Annotated in this window: 17 protein-coding genes and 1 riboswitch; of the genes, 7 read left to right on the forward strand and 10 right to left on the reverse strand. The window is 55.2% G+C overall.

The window, feature by feature from the left end:
* Positions 1 to 128: 128 nt before the first annotated feature.
* Genes LBW89_RS01605 through LBW89_RS01630 form a run of 6 tightly spaced genes read left to right on the forward strand, consistent with a single transcriptional unit; the run spans position 129 to position 6,750 of the window.
* Positions 129 to 1,496 carry a YheC/YheD family protein gene (locus tag LBW89_RS01605; protein ID WP_148450536.1) on the forward strand — a complete coding sequence of 456 codons (1,368 nt, stop codon included), beginning with the start codon at positions 129 to 131 and terminating at the stop codon, positions 1,494 to 1,496.
* A 15-nt stretch (positions 1,497 to 1,511) separates the two neighbouring features.
* Positions 1,512 to 2,627 carry a YheC/YheD family protein gene (locus LBW89_RS01610; protein ID WP_148450537.1) on the forward strand — a complete coding sequence of 372 codons (1,116 nt, stop codon included), beginning with the start codon at positions 1,512 to 1,514 and terminating at the stop codon, positions 2,625 to 2,627.
* Positions 2,628 to 2,663: 36 nt separating this feature from the next.
* Positions 2,664 to 4,040, forward strand: a complete 1,377-nt coding sequence (locus tag LBW89_RS01615) for a YheC/YheD family protein (protein ID WP_148450538.1) — start codon at positions 2,664 to 2,666, stop codon at positions 4,038 to 4,040.
* The gene (locus LBW89_RS01620; protein WP_148450539.1) at positions 4,037 to 5,170 is read left to right on the forward strand and encodes a YheC/YheD family protein; all 1,134 of its coding nucleotides are present in this window, start codon (positions 4,037 to 4,039) and stop codon (positions 5,168 to 5,170) included. The genes LBW89_RS01615 and LBW89_RS01620 overlap by 4 nt, the downstream gene beginning before the upstream one ends.
* 5 nt (positions 5,171 to 5,175) lie before the next feature.
* Positions 5,176 to 5,634: a GNAT family N-acetyltransferase gene (locus LBW89_RS01625; RefSeq protein ID WP_211373259.1), complete on the forward strand. Its 459-nt coding sequence runs from the start codon at positions 5,176 to 5,178 to the stop codon at positions 5,632 to 5,634.
* 6 nt (positions 5,635 to 5,640) lie between these two features.
* Positions 5,641 to 6,750 carry a YheC/YheD family protein gene (locus tag LBW89_RS01630; RefSeq protein WP_148450540.1) on the forward strand — a complete coding sequence of 370 codons (1,110 nt, stop codon included), beginning with the start codon at positions 5,641 to 5,643 and terminating at the stop codon, positions 6,748 to 6,750.
* A 20-nt stretch (positions 6,751 to 6,770) separates the two neighbouring features.
* Here LBW89_RS01630 and LBW89_RS01635 read toward each other — a convergent pair whose 3' ends face one another.
* From LBW89_RS01635 to LBW89_RS01645, 3 genes are all read right to left on the reverse strand, one after another.
* Positions 6,771 to 9,566 carry an endo-beta-N-acetylglucosaminidase gene (locus LBW89_RS01635; protein WP_225038272.1) on the reverse strand — a complete coding sequence of 932 codons (2,796 nt, stop codon included), beginning with the start codon at positions 9,564 to 9,566 and terminating at the stop codon, positions 6,771 to 6,773.
* 733 nt (positions 9,567 to 10,299) lie between these two features.
* Positions 10,300 to 11,541: an MFS transporter gene (locus tag LBW89_RS01640; protein WP_318249336.1), complete on the reverse strand. Its 1,242-nt coding sequence runs from the start codon at positions 11,539 to 11,541 to the stop codon at positions 10,300 to 10,302.
* Positions 11,542 to 11,755: 214 nt separating this feature from the next.
* Positions 11,756 to 12,451: an HAD family hydrolase gene (locus LBW89_RS01645; RefSeq protein WP_213507592.1), complete on the reverse strand. Its 696-nt coding sequence runs from the start codon at positions 12,449 to 12,451 to the stop codon at positions 11,756 to 11,758.
* 144 nt (positions 12,452 to 12,595) lie between these two features.
* Here LBW89_RS01645 and LBW89_RS01650 point away from each other — a divergent pair, with 144 nt between their 5' ends.
* Complete coding sequence (locus LBW89_RS01650) at positions 12,596 to 13,144, forward strand: 5' nucleotidase, NT5C type (protein ID WP_225038273.1); 549 nt, start codon at positions 12,596 to 12,598, stop codon at positions 13,142 to 13,144.
* A gap of 41 nt (positions 13,145 to 13,185) precedes the next feature.
* Here the strand turns inward: LBW89_RS01650 and LBW89_RS01655 are convergent, their stop codons facing one another.
* The 7 genes from LBW89_RS01655 to LBW89_RS01685 all read right to left on the reverse strand — a co-directional run bounded on the left by LBW89_RS01655 (position 13,186) and on the right by LBW89_RS01685 (position 20,200).
* On the reverse strand, positions 13,186 to 15,012 hold the full coding sequence (locus LBW89_RS01655) for an APC family permease (protein ID WP_148450543.1): 1,827 nt from the start codon (positions 15,010 to 15,012) through the stop codon (positions 13,186 to 13,188).
* Positions 15,013 to 15,146: 134 nt separating this feature from the next.
* Positions 15,147 to 15,338: riboswitch (cyclic di-AMP (ydaO/yuaA leader) on the reverse strand.
* Between the two features lie 211 nt (positions 15,339 to 15,549).
* Positions 15,550 to 16,368: a bifunctional hydroxymethylpyrimidine kinase/phosphomethylpyrimidine kinase gene (gene thiD / locus LBW89_RS01660; RefSeq protein ID WP_148450544.1), complete on the reverse strand. Its 819-nt coding sequence runs from the start codon at positions 16,366 to 16,368 to the stop codon at positions 15,550 to 15,552.
* A 160-nt stretch (positions 16,369 to 16,528) separates the two neighbouring features.
* Entirely contained in the window at positions 16,529 to 16,756 is a 228-nt protein-coding gene (locus LBW89_RS01665) for a phage holin (RefSeq protein ID WP_225038274.1), read from the reverse strand.
* 5 nt (positions 16,757 to 16,761) lie between these two features.
* The gene (locus LBW89_RS01670) at positions 16,762 to 17,589 is read right to left on the reverse strand and encodes a M15 family metallopeptidase (protein WP_148450545.1); all 828 of its coding nucleotides are present in this window, start codon (positions 17,587 to 17,589) and stop codon (positions 16,762 to 16,764) included.
* 216 nt (positions 17,590 to 17,805) lie between these two features.
* Entirely contained in the window at positions 17,806 to 18,201 is a 396-nt protein-coding gene (locus tag LBW89_RS01675) for an Rrf2 family transcriptional regulator (protein ID WP_148450546.1), read from the reverse strand.
* A gap of 60 nt (positions 18,202 to 18,261) precedes the next feature.
* Entirely contained in the window at positions 18,262 to 19,179 is a 918-nt protein-coding gene (locus LBW89_RS01680) for an NAD(P)/FAD-dependent oxidoreductase (RefSeq protein ID WP_148450547.1), read from the reverse strand.
* A 169-nt stretch (positions 19,180 to 19,348) separates the two neighbouring features.
* On the reverse strand, positions 19,349 to 20,200 hold the full coding sequence (locus tag LBW89_RS01685) for an AraC family transcriptional regulator (RefSeq protein WP_225038275.1): 852 nt from the start codon (positions 20,198 to 20,200) through the stop codon (positions 19,349 to 19,351).
* Positions 20,201 to 20,266 lie beyond the last annotated feature (66 nt).

The following is a 20,266-nucleotide window of genomic DNA, read 5'->3' on the forward strand; positions in this document are numbered from 1 at the left end:
CCTTCAACCGCTTGCCTGGGTTAATCACCAAGGATTCTATGTCCTCATATGATGCATTACATGCGCTTATGCAGATGACCATTTTACATCCTAGATATGAAGCCTAAGCTTGGAAGGAGATCCGCTTCATGCCCTCCAAAAAACTGAAAATCCAGATCATGAGTCCGAATTTGCTGGAGAACGATTACCTTGTTCTTGGGGAACAACTGGTCAGACAATGGAAAATCCCTGTTCATCATCAGATGCAAATCGTCTTCGGTTCCTTCCGGCAGTCCGTTCGGGTCGTCCCGCTGGCCAAATATGACGGAATGCGCATCAGTCAGGAGCTGGCCGACAAAATGGGCCTGATGCCGCGCTCTTCATTGCGGCTGACCTACCGGTCCCACTCCACGACTCTGCAGCTGGGACCGCTGGTCGGCGTGCTGATCAGCAAGGACTATCCGGATTCAGCGGAACGGCCGTTCGGACCGATCACCCTGTTCTGCAAAGAGCTCGTTAACGCCTGTCAGCGTCAAGGGGTGTATGTTTATTTTTTCACACCGAATCATATCGGTTCCAATTCCAGCCGACTATCGGCCTGGGTATACGGCGACGGATGGAAAAAGGCCCAGGTTCCTGCGGCGGATGTATTCTACAATCGCCTTACTTCACGAAAGCTTGAGAACAAACCTAGCGTACAGCATTTCTTGAAAGAAGTAAAATCCCGCTACGGCAGTCATTTTTTCAATGAGAAATTCTTAGACAAAACCGAAGTGTTCGACGCGCTGCAGCGTGACGCCTCGCTCTCCAGGTATTTGCCGGAATCCCATCTCTTTCGTAACTTTCTTACACTAAAAACGATGTGCGCCAAACATCCCGTCGTCTTTCTCAAGCCGATCAGGGGAAGTCTCGGCAAGGGCATCATCCGGATCTCCAAACTGGACGGCGGATCTTATCAAACGCTCACCGCCCAGGTCGGAGGAACGCGTCGGCAGGTGTATCCCAGCCTCGCCAAGCTGTTCTCTTCCCTTGCCGGCAAGATGAAAACGACACGCTACCAGATCCAGCAGGGACTGACTTTGATCGAGACGGATCGCAGGCCGGTCGATTTTCGCGCCTTGGTGCAGAAAAACCAGACGGGAAAATGGAATGTCACCTCCATCGTGGCCCGCACCGCCGGAAGCCAGCACTTCGTTTCCAACCTGGCCCGGGGCGGTTCGTTAAGCACGGTCAAAGAAGCCGTCGCCCGGAGTGCGCTGCCTGCCGGAATAAAGAGCAAAGTCCCGGTCCGGCTGCGCAAAGCCGCTTTGGATATCGCGGAGGGCGTCGACCATCATATTCCCGCCCATTTCGGGGAACTCGGCATTGATCTCGCTCTCGATACCTCAGGGCGGATCTGGTTGATTGAAGTGAATTCGAAGCCATCCAAAAACGACAACACCCCGATCGGAGGCGGCAAGATCCGTCCCTCCGTCAAGCAGGTGGTAGAATACGCCAGTTATTTGTCCGGCTTCTGAGGAGGAAGAAGAGTGATGTTCAGCAAACGAACCAAAGGCGTTATCGGCATTTTGGTCGCCGAAGGCCGGGCCCCCGTTCCTTTCGCGGAACCGGGATACTGCCGTAAACTGTGTCAAATCGGCTCCAGCCGGGGGATGACCGTTTATGTGTTTTGCCCGTCGTTCCTCCGACCGGGAAGCGAGTCCGTCCCCGGCTACAGTTATGAGAACGGAGGATGGCACCACAAGCTTTTCCCGCCTCCGGACGTCATTTACGACCGGTGCTTCACCCACGACCGGAGGCAGCAGCAGCGCAAAAGGCAGGCGCTGTCCCGATTATCGGAGCAGCATCCCTTCGTTTACCTGACGCGGGGGTTAACCGGGAAATGGCAGGTGTATCAAGCGCTCCGGAAATTCCCGGAGTTCGAACCTCATCTGCCGGAAACCGCCCGCTATGAAGGCCCGGAACATTTGGCCGTCTGGCTCCGCCAGCATGGCGGCGAAGCCTTTTTGAAGCCCGAGCACGGAACCCACGGCAAGCGAACGCTGCATGTAAAGAGATCCGAACTTCACGGCGGCCTCAAAATTACCGGAAGGGACCCGCGAAATGGAATACTCCACAAGCAATTTTCCGACAGTGAAGAAGGTCTCGACTGGATTCACCGCTTCACTTCGGGCCGGTCCTTTCTGATCCAGCCCTTTTTGGAACTAAGCACCGCCAAAAAGGAGCCTTTCGATATTCGGGTACTGGTGCAGAAAAACGATACCGGAGCCTGGGAAATTACCGGTACGGCTGCGCGGGTCGGCGCAAGGAACGCGCTCACCTCGAACCTGCACGGCGGAGGCACCGCTCACCGGGCGTTACCGGTCCTGATCCGGGAGCTGGGGATGCCGGGAGCCAAGGCCGCCCTCGCCTCGATCCGGGATCTGGCGCTGCGGATTCCTCCGGCGCTTGAGTCGCATTTCGGCCGCCTGGCGGAACTCGGGATCGATTTCGGCATCGACCGAAAGGTTGGCCGCATATGGGTCCTGGAGGTGAACTCCAAGCCCGGCCGCTCCTCCTTCTTCCGAATCGGGGACCGCAGGAGCGCCAGAAAGTCGGTGGAGAATCCGATTCTGTACGCCCGTTATTTGCTGCTGAGCAAACCTTGAATGAGGCACGGAAGACTTTGTTAGGAGGAAAAATTCATGAGTTTGACTTTTTGCAACGTCCATTTCACGCAGCAGCCCCAAAGGGTCGTCTACGTGTCCGGCTCTTTGATGAAAAACTTGAAGCTGTCGGGGAAGAAGTCGGTTCACCTCAGATTCGGCGGCGAGCGGATCCCCGCGACCGTCAAACCGATCAAAAAACCGGGGAAGCATCTTTATCTCGCCTCCGGCATCCGCAAAGGCATTAAAATCCCCCAAGCCGGCGGCATATTCCTGCGCAGTCTGCAAGACGGGGAAGTTCAGATCGGGCCTCTGATCGGCGTGCTTTCGGACGGTCCGACTTCATCCGCCACCAACCCTTTCGGTTCCCGGACCGGGTTCATCAAGCAACTGCTGAGACAGGGAAGCAAATTGTCTTATATCTTTGCCTTTACGCCACGGGATATTCAGTGGGACAGCGAGACGATCAACGGATATTTTCTGGGTGAATCCGGCCATTTCATCCGAAAGAAGGTTCCCCTGCCGGATGTCGTGTACAACCGTCTCCCGAGCAGGCGGGCCGAAACCACGCCGGCGATCACCCAGCTCCGCGACCGATTTATCCGGCGCAGAATTCCGTTCTTTAACTGGAGCTTTTTTAACAAATCCGATATTTACCGCATGCTTGAAAAAGATCCCCTGGTGGGACGGTATGTGCCGGAGTCGATCATGAGCCCGAGCCCCGAGCAGATCAAGGACCTGCTGGATCGCCATTCCCTGATTTACTACAAACCGAACAGCGGGAGTCTCGGCAACGGGATTTATCGGCTGTCCAAAATCCAGAGGAGCGGCTATTACGCGAGATATCGGAAAAACGGCAGAAACGCGCTGCTCCGCTTCGGTTCCTTCGCCAGCATGATGCGCACCCTCCAGGCCCGGCACGGCCGCAGTTTGCGCGGCTACGTCGCCCAACAGGGCATACGGCTGATCGAAATCGACGGCTGCCCGATCGACTTTCGCTTCCACATGCATAAGAACGGGAAAAATCAATGGGCGGTCGTCGGCATCGGCGCCAAGAAAGCCGGGAAAGGCAGCGTAACCACCCACCTCAAAAACGGCGGTTCCCTGTTAACCCCCGAGCAGGCGTTGGCCCGCACCTTCGGTCCCCGGTCGGATGAGGTGCTGAGGAGTGCCAAGAGCGTCGCCATCACACTGGCTGAGGCGATCGAGAGCCACCACCAGCATCTGATCGGGGAAATCGGCTTCGATATCGGGATCGACCGCGACGAGAAAATCTGGATGTTCGAAGCGAACGCCAAACCGGGACGCTCCATCTTTAAGCACCCGTCGCTGCGGGCGGAAGGACGCGCTTCGGTGGATCACATCCTGGAGCACTGTCTGTATTTGAGCAAGTTCCGGAGGAGGGAAAACGGATGAGTCAGCTTGCAGGCGAAGCCAAGCCCGTCGTGGCCATCCTCACGGTCGAGGACGACCTGACGCAATTCCGCGGAAACCGGGCGAATTTTCGGGATATCGTCAAAATCGGCAAAGAGCTGGATTTCCCGGTCTATGTCGTGACAACCAAGGACTTGAAGCTGACCGCCAAAAAAGTCCAGGGTTATTTGTATCATACGGAAGAAAAGCAGTGGAAAAGGCAGTGGCTTCCGCTGCCTCAAGTCATCTACAACCGGATACCGCGGCGGGAGGATGAGCGCAGGCCTTCGGTCCGCCGGAAAATCGACGACTGTCTCCGACACGGCAGCATCCATTTGTTTAACCCGTTCTTTTTCAACAAATGGACGCTGTTCGATTGGCTGAAAAAAAACCGGGCCACACGTGCGCTCGTTCCCAACACCAAACGGCTGCGCACCCCGGGCAGCCTCCTGCCGATGCTGGAAGAGTACGGCAGTCTGTATTTGAAGCCGGAAAGCGGGAAGGCCGGAAAAGGCATCATGCTGCTTCAATACGACAGGGAGGATCTGAAACCTTACCGGCTCACGATCCAGGGGGTAAAGCGCAGAAACGTCGTGTATAAAACCGGGAAGCCCCAACTGCTGTGGAAACGCATTAAAGCGGAAACCGGAAAGACCCGGTATATCGTTCAGGAAGGAATCGAGCTGGTCTCGTACAAAGGCAGGCATTTCGATTTGCGGGTGCTTGTGCAGAAGACAGGGAAGGGCGTCTGGACCGTTACCGGCGTCGGGGCACGACTGGCCGGCTTCCGGAGAATCACGACGCATGTGCCCCAGGGCGGCAGCGTAGAAGACCCCGAAAAAATGCTCCTGTCGGTGTTCGGTCAGGAGATGACCAACTACCTCATGAGCCGCCTGAAGTCGAACGCGCTTCTGATCGCCAAGCAAATCGAGAAAGGCGCGGGGCATACGCTCGGGGAAATGTCGATGGATCTGGGTATCGACCACGAGGGGAAGATCTGGTTTTTTGAGGCCAACGCCAAACCGATGAAGTTTGACGAGCCCCATATCCGCAAAAAGTCGCTGGAGCGCATTTTCCAGTTCAGTCATTATTTATACCGGCAAGGCAAGGATTTGGAGCCGTTAAAGAGGTGACCGCGATGTTGATTGAGACTTGGCGGCCGAAAGAGGGAAGTCCCTGGGAAATCCAGCAAGCCGAATTGATCGCCTTTACGCAAAAATACGGAAGAACCGCCCTGCCCGCGAATACGGTCCGGGAACTGATGAAGCTGACTCCCCGCCATTTGCATTCCCCCGGCTCCCTTCTTCTGCTCGCCAAAATCAAAGCCGAGGACGGCCCGAGACTGGCCGGCTTTTCCTGCGTCACCGATTATGGGCGCGGATTGAGTCTGGTCGTTGTTCATCCGCTCTATCGCGGAAGAGGACTCGGATCGAAACTGCTGGGCCGGCAAATTTCCGTGCTAGGGAAACTCAGCTGCCGCGTCCCTTTAAGCAGCGTTTCCGGCCTGCAAATGTGTTTCCGGGCCGGACTCACCGCCGGCGGCATGGTCAAAGCTCCAGGCGGGCGGTCCGAACTTATCCTGGAAGAAAGAAGGTGATGTTCCGTGGCGCAACCCGTCCTCGGCATTTTGACTCTATATTTGAACGACAAGAAGCAGTTGGAGGAACGGCATATTTACCAAAGAATGATTACGGAAGGTCAAAAGCTCGGTCTTGATATTTTTGTATTCACCCCCATGGATGTATATGACAAAAAGAAATTGATCCATGCGATGGTCTACGATCCGAGTTCAAAAAAATGGTCGCGAAAATGGCGGGGATTTCCGCATTTGATCTTCGACCGTTGCCGGATTCAGCGGAGCAAGCGGTTTGAGCAGCTGCTGAAATTCAGGGCCAAATACGGAAGCTTGAAGTATTTAAACCGGCCGCTGCGCAACAAGTGGACGATATACCAGATCCTGTCGCACAAATCCTCCTTTCGCAAACACTTGCCCGAAACGGTGCTGTTTCAAAACGGCGGCGATGTGTTCCGGCTGCTCCGAAGCTATCCGTCCGTTTACGTCAAGCCCATCAACGGTACCGGGGGCCGCGGAATCGTGCGGGTGGAGCGGCTTGGCGGCGACCACTTTCTCATTCAGGGCCGCCGTCAAAACCGGAAGATCATCCCCGCGCAAAAGATGCACAAATCCCGGCTCGGCGCTTTTTTGCTGAACTGGAAAGGCCGCGGCAGGTTTCTTGCCCAGCAGGGCATACAGATTAAACTGCCGGACGGCCGCGTACACGATTACCGGATGCTCGTGCAGAAGAACGGGCAAGGCCAATGGGAGGTGACCGGGTGCGCCGGCCGCATCGGGCCGCACCGCAGCGTAACCTCCAACCTGCACGGAGGAGGGAAGGCCGCGCCGATGAACGTCCTGCTCCGGCACATCTCGAACAGTGAGGAGAAGCGATCCGAAATCCGGAAAGCGGCCGAAAAGCTGAGTCTGGATGTCGCCGCCTACCTCGAATCAAACATCGGAGCCCTCTGCGAGCTGGCCTTGGATCTGGCGATCGATCGCAGCGGCCGGGTCTACCTGCTGGAGGTCAACCCCAAGCCGGCGCGCGAGGTGTTCATCCAAACGGGGGATGCCGAGGCCTATCGCCGTGCGATCGTTAAACCTTTGGAGTACGCGCTTTGGATGTACAAACGCGAAGCCGCCCCTTCCTCATCATGAGGAGGAGCGGCTTCAACGTTCTATTCTTCTTCGCCTCGCAAGTAGACCGGCGCCGATTTGTTCCCGGCGTAGTCTTCCATGATCACGTACACGTTACTTGCCGCGGAAGTAAAGCGAAGGCTGGCCTTCGTCGTCCGGCCGCGGATGATCCGGTCTTTGTCCCCGACATTGTATGTCGTCGGGAAGGAGCGGAGCGCTCCGTCTTCGTACACGTACATGTAGCGCCAGTCCCGGGTATTCGGCATCGGCAGATTCAAGGTGTTTCCTTCCCATGACCATGCCTCGGCATAAGGCTCCGATACCGTATCGATGAACCGGCCGCTGACCGCAACCGGGGTTTTGTCCCCCAGGGCGACCGTTACGAGATAATCGTCGCCGTTCACCGGCATATTTTTGAACACCGCGGTCTTCGAACCGGCCGGTACGGTCAAGCGCTCGGACACCGGCTGTTCCGTCGTGATCCAGCTCAGGGACTTCACGCTGACCGTAACGTCGCCGGCGGCCTTGTTCGGTAGGTCCCAATCGACCGCGAAGGTGCCGTCGGCCCGGGAGTCGACCCGCAGATTCGACGGGGACGCGGTCAAATCGAATTTCAGCTCCGCGGCCTTTCCTTCCAGGCCGTCCGCTCCGACGGCGGCTACTTTAATCTTGCCGGAGCGGGCCGGGAGTTTTTTGATATAGAATACTTCATCGTATTTCCCGCCTACATATACGTCGTTCACGTAGACATTGTACTGCTTGACCTTGGTATAATCCGGGTCGCGGTTCCACTTCAGCTCCAGTTCCCCGCTGTCGGTGTAGGCCGCCTGTATGGCCAGCCCGGTCGGTGCGGCCGGCTTGACGGCGGAGCCGTCATAAATGCGGATCTCCCCGATGTTCATCTGGTAATCCGGTATCCGCTTGTGACCGGGATCGAATACCAGGCCGAACGCGGCGATCGATTTACCGGCGTAAGCGCCCAAATCCAGCTCGGCCGTCTCCCATCCCTTCGTTCGCTTTCCGCTCTTCGGCACTTCCACTTTGACGACTTTGTCCGGGGCGTCCGCGAAGACCAGACCGATATGCATGGTGGACTTGTCGTTCTTGGAGCTTTTGTTAAACGCAAGGGACAGCTTGGATTTCGCGTTTACGTCCAAATCGGTTTTGTACAGGCGCAGGAAGTTCTCGGCGTTCAACTCCCCGCTCACGACCAGGGAGCTGCCGCCCTGGTATGCGCCGACCCGCTCATAATCGAAGCGATCCATGCCGCCGGCGTTATATTCCGGGCCATAATCGAAATCCACGGTGAGCCGGTTCCCTTCGGTATCCTGCCACCACTGCCAGGTCACGGGGATATCCTGAAGGCTCATGTTCGACCATTCGTCCGGGTTGGACACTTTGCCGTCCACATAATACGACAGGCCGTGTCCCGTATTGAACCGGGTGTAAAAATGGGTGTCCCCTATAACCGAACGCTCGGCGATGACCGAGGCGATCCCCGGCCAATACCGGTTGTCCGCATACACGTCGGAGACCGTATTTACCGGAGAAACCGCGGTATTCTTCGGATCCGCGTTCGGTCCGGACCACCAGAGCCGCTCGCGCAGGTGAGTCATCCATTGGTAGTCGTTCTCCGCCCGATGGCGGACGGGCCAGGATTGATTCATATCCTCATCCAGCCCGGCATGAACAAAATCCGCGCCCAACGTGGAGATGCTGAGACGCGGAAGGCCGTCTTCCAGCTTATCCTTCAAAGCTTTGCCGTTGATGTCTTTGAACCGGTCGCGGCCCGCCTCCAGCCCGGCGAAGCCGACTTCGTACATATCGAAATCCGTCCCGTGCGCTTGATTGACCTGGTTCAAGTAGGTTGCGGCGGCGGCGATCTGGCTGTCTCCCATGCCGTAGTCGAAGAAGAAGGATTGGGAGACCTGCTCGCCGGTATTTTTATCGTAGAGGAACGAAATATTGTTGTCGTTAAACGTTCGGGCAAATGTATTGGCCCCGTTTCTCGTATCCAAGGAATCATACCATTGGACGTAAAGCCCGCCCTTCTGAAGCGCTTTCATAAATGCGATATAGTCGGGAATATCCTGGACCGCCACGTTGGGACGCTGTTCCTCCTGATTGACGAAATAACCGTCATAACCGAAATAGCGCGCCATCTCGACCAGTTTTTTCGCCACCGGAAATTCTCCGTTCTCATCTTTGACGAGCATCTGTTTGTAGGTTTGCTGTCCGCGGTCATTGTTCGAGAAGAAAATCCCGGCCAGGGAGAGCACGCCGTTTTTATGGGCGGCATCGGTATAAGTCGGGTTCGGGATGTTCAGCATGCCGAATTCGAACCATTTCTGCTGCCAGTCTTTTTGGGCCAGTTCGTCGTAATATTCCGGCGGGGTGTAGGCGGTCGCCGTCCCGTGCCAGTAAGAGTAGTAATCGATATATTGCCAGAAGTTAAAATGATATTGAGCGAATTTGTTCGTATAGGGCGCATTCTCGATAAACGCGTTGCCGTAATCGCCCGCTATGTTCATCATCCGGACCTCCGGATTCAATGCGGGATTGGCCTGCGTGGCCGCCAGCGGGGCGATTCTCTTTTGCAGCGGCACGTGGGACCTCAGCAGCGCGGCATCGGGATCCCGTTCCGGGCTCCATTCGAGAATATGTCCGCTGGTGTACCCGTGGACGCTCGGCTGATTTTTTCCGTGCGCGCTTTCGCCTTGAAACGGCCAGGTATCCCCCGCCTGAGCGGATAACGGAACCGCCGTGAGCAGCAGCGCGGCCGTCAATACCATCGACGTTACTTTGGGCAGCGTTCTTTTCTTGGATCGTACTTTCATCAATACCCTCCTCTTCGTTCGTCATGATGATCCCTTGCTTTAGGGAATGAGTCTAGCCGCTGCGGCACCACCTCCCCGCCAATAGGCGCAACTGGTTCAATACTCAATTTATCCTATGAAAGCCTTTGCAAACAGGGTTGAAATTAAAGATACACTGGACAAATTAAAGAAACAGGACAGAGGGGCCGTAATCGTGTCCCTTTGAACTCTGGCCGGTGGATAAGGGCCTTTTGGGGCGCTATTTTGTCGAATTTGGCTCTTTGGTGTGAAATAGCGGTCTTTTGGGGCCTTATTTTAGAGAAAGTCGGGCAAAAACCGGATTTTTGGGCTCGTACCAGAGAAATAGGGCCCTTTTTAGCCGCTATTCTTCCCGAAAAAGCAAATCTGGGCGAAATAGCGGCCCGAAACGCCGCTATTATAACGGGCGCAAGAGAGATTGCGGATCGGCAGCACCATGTCAGGTTTAATGCAACGCCAGTGGAGAAAAGCGGGCCGTAACCTGATTTTTGGATTCGCACCAGAGCAAAAACAAGGCCTTTTTTAGCCGCTATTTTACCCGTAAAAGCGAATCTGGCCGAAATAACAGCCCAAAACGCCGCTAATTTCGGACGGCTTGAGAATCCCGAAATCAGGGCTGGCTCGCTTTTTCTTAAAGATAATCCCCATAAAAACCGCCCCTCAAGTCACATAGTAACCTGAGGGGCGGTCCCTTTTAACTCTATATTCCATTACTTTACCGCTTGCGCAGCAGCCGTCCGAACACGCCCAGTATCGGGAGCAGCAATACCGCCGCCGCCAACAGGGAGGCCCGGACGGAGAAGCGGTTTCCGATCCATCCGACGGCGGGGCCGCCCGTGGTTTGGCCAAGCGCGTCCGACTGGCTGACCATCGACAGGACGGTAGCCCGGGTGTCGCTGCGCAGATTCATGTTCAGCCACGTCGCATAAATCGGCTCGCTCACGGTAACGACTACGCTTACGGCCAGCACGGACGCCAGCGCCCAGACGAAGTCCGTTGCCAGGAAAAGCGAAACTATCCCGGCAATACGTATAAAAGTGAGCAAAAAGATAGCCGCGGACACGGCCCGCTCATTGCTCATGTTCAGCTTTTTCTCGGTATAGCCTACCGCCAGCATCCCCAAAACGGTGGAAGCCGCGCTAATCAGACCAAACCATACGGCCATGGAAAACGACCGGTCCGGAAAGCCGATTTCCCGAATCAGATGAATTTCCCATAATCGGTCATAGCCTTCCGAAGCCGCGCCGCTAAACAGCGTTACAAACACAAGGATCAGCAGCAGCGGACTGCCCGCGATCACCCTTGCCCCGCTTGTCCAGGTCCGGCGCATCTCCTTGAAATGAGAAGACTTTTCGCTCCGCGGCGGCCGGACAAAGCGCGTCTCCTTCATATGGCGGATCAGGAGCAGTCCGAGAGCCACATACATCAGGCCTCCCGCCAAATACGGCAGATTCGGCGCCAGCACCGAAAGGCCTACGCTAACGCCGATGCCCACCAGAGTCGCCGTCAACGCCACCCGTTTGGCGCGCATAAAAATGGAACCGGCCGAGGCCTCGCCCACCTCATCAACGATCCAGGCGCTGTCCGCGCCGCTGATGAAGGTGTGGCCGATGCCGGACACCAATTGGGCCAGCAACACCCAGACGACGATTGGGATCATCTGCCCGAAGTCCTGCAGCCAAACGATGCTGCCTTCAAAGGCAAACCCCGCGCCCAAAATGAACATGCCGATGATGACCGAAAGCTTGCGGCTGTAAGTATCGGCAACCACGCCGGTAATCCCTTCGAAGATCAATACCGTCAGCTCCAGCACCGTGCCGATCAGAACAAGCTCCAACGGGTTCAGGCCAAGCTCAGTAACGTAATAAATGCTGTAAGTCGTAAATATCGTACTGCTTGCCAGGGCAGTCATGAAGTTCATCAAATAAAATATTTTTGCCGCTTGAACGTTATGCAAAACGGATTCCGCCTTTCGGGTAGGCGGCGCACTATTTCAGGTCCCTAAAAGGTAATATTCGCTATTCGCTATTGCGCTAATCACAATCCCTACCGCAGATGCGGCCACCTACCGTTTTTATTTGTTTTCGATTAATTCCGGTTTGTCGGTCGATCGGATTGGAATAGACTTGTCGCATGTAAAACACCTCCATAAATAATTCACTGCAGGATATCTAAACGTCTTCCGCTTGATCCACGAGGGAAATCAGCTCGCCGAAAGAGCGGATCAATACGTCGGAACCGGCCAGCTCGGCATTGTCTCCGAAATCGGCATAAGCGCAGCCGACCACGGTCTGTCCGTTCTCCTTGCCCGCCTCGACATCCGAGGAACGGTCCCCGACCATCCAGGCGCTTGTCACACCGTGATTGTCCAGAAGAAGCCGCACGAGGTCGACCTTGGACGGGGTCATATACTCGCCCGCGCTGTAAATCCCTTCAAACAGCGAGGTAATGCCGTGCGCTTCGGCTACCCCCTTCACATAATGCTCCAGCCCGTTGCTGGCCACAAACAACCGGATTCCGCGCGCTTTGAGCGCCTCAAGCGTCTCCTTCACCTCGGGGTACAGCTCGGAGGTGTTCTCCTTCAACCCCGAAAGCTCCAGCTCCAGGAGCAATTCGTCCGCCCTCCGGTGCACGGCCTCATTGCAGTCCGGAATCACTTTCTTCCATATATCCTCCAACAGCATGCCCAAACAGCTCAGCATCAGTTCATCGGGAGGCGTGTCCCCCTCATACAGCTTCTCTTCCCTTAGCCGGTCGAACAACTGGTGATACGCGGGAATGAGTAAAGTCTCGGTCTTGAAAAGCGTACCGTCCATATCGAAAATCATCGCTTGGGGTTTCTTAAGTCTGGCCTGGGTCCTCTCCATCTCCACATTCCTTCCTGTCTGTATTGGTATAGCCCCATAATATGCCATAGCTCCATTCCTTGTAAAGTTTGCGCTTTCCCGCCGGGTCCATTACAATTACGAATAAATTCAACGCATTGAATGCCGGGGAGAACTAGATGTATCATGAGCAAAAAAATAATAGCCATCGACATGGACGACACGATCTGCCATCTCATACCGAAAGCTATCCATTACCATAATATGATGTATCCCGACCTGCCGCTGACGCTGGAACAGATCGTCAGCTTCGATTTAAGCGGGATTTGGCACCCCGCCTGCACGGACGATTTGTTCTTCGGCCGGCCCGGTCTGTATGAAGAACTGGACATTTTTGACGAATACACGGTGGAAGAAATCCGCAGGATGACCGCGGACTACGACGTCATTATCGTCACCGCCGCCCGGCCGTCCTCGGTTGCCGAGAAATGGCGCTGGCTGCAAAGGCACCTGCCGTTTATCCCGTTCGAGAACTTCTTCGTGGCCAAGCGCAAATATCTGCTTGGTTTTGATCTGCTCATCGATGACGGGCCGCATAATATCCTTGCCGCAAGGGACACCGGAAAGCAGACGATTCTGATCCCGAGGCCGTGGAACGCGGGAATCCAGCAGGACTTCGTGCTGAAAGATTCCTGGAAAGGCATGAACGAACTGGTGCGAAGCATGCTCGGTTGAAGCCGGCTCCGCTTAATGCGGAGGGCTTCACAACCATCGGGCTATTTTTTCAAGTGGTACGGAACGGTGGTGACGATTAAATCCCGGCGATACAGCAGGAAGGCGCGAATCAACAGGCTCGACTGATTGTGAAGCGCGTTGTGCCACCGTTTCTTCGGAATAAACTGCGGAATCAGCACGGTCACCCCGTAATTCAGCTCCTTGGCCTTATGCTCGACCGTGTCGATAAATTTGGTCAGCGGCTGAATGATGCTCCGGTACTGCGAATAGATGGTCACCAGGCGGATATCGGGCTGCCACTGCTTCCATTTTTCTTCAAACTGCTTCTCCGTTTCCTTATCAAAGGCCACGTATACCGCGATAATTTGGTCCGGCTTTAAAGACTTGGCGTAGTTCAGCGTATTCTCCACCACATGCGTGATTCCGGCGACCGGGATGACGAACACGTTGCCTTGGACGCGGGCCGCCGGCTCGCAAGTGGTGATGCGGAGCTGATCGCCGACGGCCTCGTAATGCTTATGAATTTTATGAAACACAAGGACGATGGCAGGTAAAAAGATAAGCGCGGGCCAAACCTGCGGAAACTTCGTAATAAAAAACATCATCATGACCGTAAAGCTAATCAGCGCGCCTACGGCATTAATGGTCAGCTTTACTCTCCATCCTTCGGGTTTCTCCCGAATCCACTTCACCAGCATCCCGGTCTGCGCCAGCGTAAACGGGATAAAGACCCCGACCGCATATAACGGAATCAAATGCTCCGTCTGCCCTTTGAATACAATGATCAGCAGTATGGAAGCCGCGGCCAGGAACACAATTCCGTTCGAGTAACCGAGGCGGTCGCCGCGGACGGTAAACATCCGGGCGATATATTTATCCTTCGCCAAATTGACCGCCAGCAGCGGGAACGCCGAATATCCCGTATTTGCGGCCAGGACGAGGATCATGGCGGTAATTCCCTGAATCGCGAAGTACATCCCGCCCCTGCCGAAAGTTGCCGACGCAATTTGCGATACGACCGTTTCCTCGCCTTTCGGCGCGATGCCGTAGTAATAAGCGAGACAGACGATGCCGGAAAACAGCAAGGCCAGCAGAATGCCCATCGCCGCCAAGGTTTTGGACGCATTCTTCGGCGCGGGGTTCTTGAAATTCGGAATCGCGTTGGAAATCGCCTCCACCCCGGTCAAGGCGGAGCTCCCGGACGCAAAAGCTTTCAACAGCAAAAACAAGGTCAATCCCGCGACAGGGGTTCCGATCGGGGCATGCAGATCCGCCGGGACCTGGCCGCTCATAATGCGGTACAGGCCCGCTCCGATCGTAATGAACATGATCAGGACAAACAGGTATACCGGGTAGGCGAGAATGGAGGCCGACTCGGTAAGGCCGCGCAGGTTGAGCACGGTAATCAGGATCACCAGCAGACAGGCGATCGGCACATTATAAGGATGCAGCGACGGAAAGGCCGAGGTAATGGCGTCCGTTCCCGCCGAAATACTGACCGCTACCGTCAAAATATAATCGACCAAAAGCGCTCCGCCCGCCAGCAGTCCCGCATTGACCCCAAGGTTTTCCTTCGATACCACGTAGGCTCCTCCACCGTGCGGATAAGCGAAAATCACTTGTCTGTAGGAAAGGACGAGCGCCGTCAACAGCACGAGAATTCCGACGGCAATGGGAACGGAATACCAGAAGGCCGCCGCTCCGATCGTCATCAGCACGATGAGGATTTGTTCGGGACCATAGGCGATGGAAGACAAGGCATCCGAAGAAAGGATCGCCAGCGCTTTCGTCTTGGTGAGCTTTTGTTCTCCGAGCGCCGTAGATTTCAGCGGCTGGCCGATGAGCACTCTTTTCAGCAACATAAACATAACTGCAACACCTCATAGTTGATTTAAGATAGAATACCCTTTTTCTCCGGAAAAAAAGCATACTTACGCACGGCAAAAAACCACAGAGGTCAGAACCCCTGCGGTCCATGTTTAAGGTACACGGTCACAGTATCATCCTCTCCCGGACTACGCTTACGAGGTTAGCTGTCGGATTAGGGTGGCGAGAATCACCCCTTCACGTCCGGCTGAAGCCGTTCGCGAATTCACCCCCTGCCGCTTAGTCCGGTCGATGCTTTTCCGGCCGAACGTTAACGGCAAATCGGTTCCCCCGTTTTCCTCTTCTGGAAATTCAGCGAATCATGTTATGAAATCCATGAGTGAATATACTCCTTTCCCGGATGCAAGTAAAACCCTGCATGTGACTGATTTTACGAAACTTCGCCGCAAAAAACCCGAATAAAGCGCTTACTTTATCTCTTTTCATTTCCTTACATGAATTTTCAGCATCCTGTAAAATAAAAAAAGGTCCTGCTCTCCCCCAAAGGAGAACAAGACCTTGAATCGGATAACCCTCGTTTATTTCTCGCCGTTCAAGCGATATCCCGCATGGAAGACGGGACCCACAAATTCGTTAAACGCGTAACCGGAACGTATGGCGGCCGTCACGAATTTCTTCGCTTTCTCCACCGCTTCTTTGACGGTCATCCCGCAGGCCAGCCCGCCCGTTACCGCGGCGGCAAACGTACAACCCGCCCCGTGGTTGTAAGCCGGCTCAATTTTATCGCTCTCGAGAATCACAAATTCGGTACCGTCATAGAACAGGTCGAGCGCTTTTTCGCCTTCGAGCGCCTTTCCGCCTTTAATGACGACATTCCGGGCGCCCCGTTCCCGAATCCGCTTGGCCGCTTCCTTCATCTCCTCCACCGAGGTCAGACGTCCCATCCCGGACAACACGCCCGCTTCGAACAGGTTCGGCGTAGTTACGGTTGCCAGCGGCAACAGCAGGTCGCGAATCGCGTCGGCGCTCTCGGGGTTCAGCACTTCGTCCTCCCCCTTGCAGACCATGACCGGATCGATGACGACGTTCTGTTGTCCATGCCGCTTAATGGTGTCCTCGACCACTTCGATGATCGCCACACTGCCCAGCATCCCCGTTTTCATCGCGGCAACCGGGCCGCCGGCAAACACGGTTTTCAACTGCTCGGCAACCAGAGACGCCTCCACCGGATAAACGCTGTGATGCCAGCCGCGGTCAGGATCCATCGTCACGATGGTGGTCAACGCGCTTAAACCATAGGTTCCGTATTCCTCAAAGGTCTTCAAATCCGCTTGGATTCCCGCCCCTCCGCTGGAATCGCTCCCGGCTATGGTCAATGTTTTAAGTATGGTTGTCATATCGATTACCCCTTTGTCCTATCTCTGTATTACTTCCATCCATTGTAGCACTACTTGCGGAGTTATGTTAATGATTTTACATTGTGATTTTTTTGTCAACTTCCCCGATTCCTTGAGGCAAAAGTCAAAGCTCCGACCGAATCGGCCGGGGCTGCTTCACCTATTTGTCGGCTGCTTTTTTCTTGTCCAGGAAACCTTTGCCGGCTTCCGGATTGCTCACGATGCCCAACACTACCAGAACCCCGAGCAGGGAATTGACGGCCGCCATAATCTGATCGTATTTTTCGGGGGCAAGCTGGAAATTAAAAATCGCTCCGACAGCTTGCACCGCCAATAAGATCGCGGATACCAACGACACCCAGAGTCCGTAGTTTTTCCATTTACTCATTCCAATCATACCTCCACACGGATTAATTTACTGCGGTGCAATACCGTAAGCAAGCGGTAAAAACTGAGACTGCCCCCGGACGGCGAATCGATCAAACCGGCCGACTGAGCCGCTTGAACCGCCTCTTTTGCCCACTCCGGCACGTCCATGCAATTACTTCCTTCCAGCGTTTTGACCCGGCCATCCACCTGGGTCAGCCATTCCTTCAACGTATCCTTGCTGCCTGTCAGCGTTTGGATCAGCGCCGCCTGCTCCCGGACCGTCGATTTTAACGCTTCAAACTCCTTCTTTTCCTCCGCGGTCATCGGTTCTTCTCCCTCCTTGGCATTGATTTTCTTCAACATCGCTTCCACGGCCGCCTGTGACGGTTTGCCCCCTGCACGGTATTGCGCCGTAGTCAGTCCAAAGGTCATTTCCAGGTGCGGATAATCTTTGAAGGAGCGCCAATCGCCTCCCCATTCAAAACCCAGCGCCTTTGCCTCAGCGACGACTTCGTGCCAATCCGCCGTTTTGTCGCGATCCCCATCGATCGACATATCCCAGGAGACCGACTTACCGTCCGGAAGCAGCAGAGCGAAATCGATCGCCACTCCGAAGTTATGAAAGCTGTATCCCGGCTTGGCATTCGTCACGATCGCGCCCGGCTTGGTTCTCCCCTGGGCATACAGCGCTTCCTGCTCCGCCATGGTTCGGAGCCCCTGGGTAATCCGGATATATACTCCGCGGTGATAGCAGCGCTCGATCAGCTTCTCGGCCGCGAGCTTAACGACTTCATGCAGGCCGGCCAACCGCGCCGCGGACTTCGCTTGAACTTCTTCCAATGTCAGCGACATGATTCAAACTCCCCCCTTTGCGTTTCTCGTCTGTTCCAGTATGAAATATCGAGCGAACGCTGTGGAGGATGAACTTTTTTCACCTCTTATATCAAGTTCTGCTAAGGATTTACATCTAGGTCCAAAGCTCCGGCTCCAGTAATTCCCGCGAAACAAAAAAGGAAACCCGGATTAGTTCATCCGAATTTCCCGTCAAGCGAGGAACCGCCTATTGGCCTAATTTTTCATCCTTTTTGCCAGGTCTACCATCTTGGTGGCTCTCAGATGCTGCTCCATCTTCTCCTCCGCCTCCACCATGACCTGTTGAATCAGGCATTCCGAACCGTGATCAAAGTTGCAGTCAAAGAGAGAAGCGGTTCCTTCGATGGCCTGTATCACATCCAGGAACGTCATTTCCTCTTTCTTTCTCGTCAGTCGATAGCCCCCGTTCGCTCCCGACACGGACTCGATCATGCCCGCCTTCACCAGTTTGGTCAAAATCTTCGACAAATACGTCGGAGAAACGTTCTGGGCATCGGCCAGCTGCTGAACTCCGACGGGCTTGACCGGATCTTCGGCCACGAGCGCAAGCATCGTGTGTAAGGCGTAATTCGTCGCCTTGGAAAATTTCATATCGCTTCACCCCGAAATATGGACTCATGGTGCCTATAATATCCGTGAAGCCCAAGGGTGTCAAGCCAACCGGTTCCACGCCTCGTTAACCAGCTCCATATGGATGCCCGCCGCCGCGGCGGAACCCATGGAAGCCGCCCGGATGGCCTGGTGCATTTCCGTCGCCGCGTCTCCGGCACTGAATACGCCCGGCACGCGGGTCCTTCCGAAGTCGTCCGAAACGATCACTGTCCCCGCTTCCGTCATCTCGCATCCGATCGATCTTGGCAGCTCCGACCCCGGCTCCAGCTTCGGCGCGAAAAAGATCCCCTCGCATGAAACGCTTGTTCCGTCTTCCAACAGCACCCGTTCCACTTGACCGCCGGCGGACTCAATTTGCCGAATCGGGGCTTCCCATAACGGGATTCTGTGCCGCCCAAGTTCATCGCGTTCCGTGGCGTTCAATCCGCTGGGGCCGTTTGAGCAGAGGATCGTTTGATCGGTCCACCCCGTAAGAAGCTTCGCCATGTGCAGCGCTCTTTCACCCGCAGCGATCAGAACCAGCGGTTTATCGCGAAGCTCCCAGCCATCGCAAAAGGGGCAGACGAACGCGGATTTGCCGTAAATCTCGCTTAGGCCGCTGATCTCGAGCGGGAGATCCCTTTTTCCGGTTGCAAACAGCAGCTTTCTGACGCGATACACATTCCCTTGGGCCGATGTAATTTCAAATCTCCCATCATCTCCCGACACGCCCTCGGCTCGCTCCTCCACCAGCTCGATCGACGGATATCTGCCCAGCTGCTCCGCGGCGATCCGGCGAAATTCCGCCGGGGCGATTCCGTCTCTCGTCAAAAACCCGTGCGCTTCGCGAGTCACCCGGTTTCTCGGCTTCCCTTCATCGAGAAGGAGCACGCTTCTTCTCGCCCTTCCTAGTACAAGGGCTGCACTAAGCCCTGCCGGTCCGCCGCCGATAATCCCGACATCATATATTTTCATCATTCATCCTCTCCTTCTGGTTAATAATCAAGTGTTTCATATATTATGGACTTAATGTATCTATAATAACCTCGATTGTCCTAACCGTCAACACCCGACAGATGTAACTTTTTACTGCCAGCCGACGTCATTTATATCGCGACTACGGACCCGGGCCGCTTAGCGACCCGGTCTATTGGCTATGGCCCCCCCTACGTTCCGTCCCTTCCCGAAAGTGCTTGGGCGAGCAGCCGTTCACCTTTTTAAACATTTTGGAAAAAAGGAACGGATCATTATAACCGACGGAACGTGAAATGTCGCTGACGGATAGCTCCGGGCGCCGAAGGAGTTCGGCCGCCCGCCGCATGCGGTACTCCAGCAGGAACCCCTGCAGGGAGACGCCGAACCGGGCTTTAAACAGACTGGACAAGTACGTCCGGTCAAGCCCGACGGATCGGGCGATCTCCAGCATGCTGATCTTCTGGCTGTAGCTGCTCTTGATGATTTCGATCGCATGGCTCACATAGACCTCCTTGGCGTCGGCAGTTCTCTCCTCCGCTTCAATGGGGGAACAAGAAATCAGCCCGGCCATCAAACGATAGAGGATACCGAGGCTGAGCGCATCGCCGCCGCGCTCCGGCCGTACGGACAACAGCTCGTCGTAGAAGCTCTCGAAGCCTCTTCCGGCGAGCGGTGTAAACACGGGGGTAAGCGGCGTCAAACAAGCTCGCTCCAAATACGTTTTCGCTTGCAGGCCCCGGAAACCGAACCAGGAGTACGTCCAGGGATCGGTGTCGGAAGCTTGGTAGTGCACGATCGTGCCAGGAGGAATCAAAAACCCCTCGCCCGCCCGGACGTCATATGTTTTGTCCGCGATGCTGAACAGCCCCCGTCCGCTATGGACGAAATGGATGATATAGGCATCCCGAACACCCGGGCCCCAAAAATGTCCGGGCAGGCACTCTTCTTTCCCAAAAAACAGCAGCTTCAAATCCATCTGCTCCTGGACATCCGAGTGGTAATAGGTTATATCGATGCGCGCCAAACCGTAAGCCTCCCTCCATACGCACTGCATTTAAATAAGCAATATTATACCATGCTCTATGCCGAT

The organism is Paenibacillus sp. alder61, assembly GCF_020179875.1.
GTDB classification, from domain to species: domain Bacteria; phylum Bacillota; class Bacilli; order Paenibacillales; family Paenibacillaceae; genus Fontibacillus; species Fontibacillus faecis.

What these genes read in the sequence shown, in the direction of transcription:
- LBW89_RS01620 (WP_148450539.1), top strand. Translation starts at nt 4,037, where the DNA reads ATGAGTCAGCTTGCAGGCGAAGCCAAGCCCGTCGTGGCCATCCTCACG.
- LBW89_RS01635 (WP_225038272.1), bottom strand. Translation starts at nt 9,566, where the DNA reads ATGAAAGTACGATCCAAGAAAAGAACGCTGCCCAAAGTAACGTCGATG.
- LBW89_RS01610 (WP_148450537.1), top strand. Translation starts at nt 1,512, where the DNA reads ATGTTCAGCAAACGAACCAAAGGCGTTATCGGCATTTTGGTCGCCGAA.
- LBW89_RS01665 (WP_225038274.1), bottom strand. Translation starts at nt 16,756, where the DNA reads ATGAGTAAATGGAAAAACTACGGACTCTGGGTGTCGTTGGTATCCGCG.
- LBW89_RS01655 (WP_148450543.1), bottom strand. Translation starts at nt 15,012, where the DNA reads ATGTTTATGTTGCTGAAAAGAGTGCTCATCGGCCAGCCGCTGAAATCT.
- LBW89_RS01605 (WP_148450536.1), top strand. Translation starts at nt 129, where the DNA reads ATGCCCTCCAAAAAACTGAAAATCCAGATCATGAGTCCGAATTTGCTG.
- LBW89_RS01675 (WP_148450546.1), bottom strand. Translation starts at nt 18,201, where the DNA reads ATGAAATTTTCCAAGGCGACGAATTACGCCTTACACACGATGCTTGCG.
- LBW89_RS01650 (WP_225038273.1), top strand. Translation starts at nt 12,596, where the DNA reads ATGAGCAAAAAAATAATAGCCATCGACATGGACGACACGATCTGCCAT.
- LBW89_RS01615 (WP_148450538.1), top strand. Translation starts at nt 2,664, where the DNA reads ATGAGTTTGACTTTTTGCAACGTCCATTTCACGCAGCAGCCCCAAAGG.
- thiD (WP_148450544.1), bottom strand. Translation starts at nt 16,368, where the DNA reads ATGACAACCATACTTAAAACATTGACCATAGCCGGGAGCGATTCCAGC.
- LBW89_RS01670 (WP_148450545.1), bottom strand. Translation starts at nt 17,589, where the DNA reads ATGTCGCTGACATTGGAAGAAGTTCAAGCGAAGTCCGCGGCGCGGTTG.
- LBW89_RS01645 (WP_213507592.1), bottom strand. Translation starts at nt 12,451, where the DNA reads ATGGAGAGGACCCAGGCCAGACTTAAGAAACCCCAAGCGATGATTTTC.
- LBW89_RS01680 (WP_148450547.1), bottom strand. Translation starts at nt 19,179, where the DNA reads ATGATGAAAATATATGATGTCGGGATTATCGGCGGCGGACCGGCAGGG.
- LBW89_RS01625 (WP_211373259.1), top strand. Translation starts at nt 5,176, where the DNA reads ATGTTGATTGAGACTTGGCGGCCGAAAGAGGGAAGTCCCTGGGAAATC.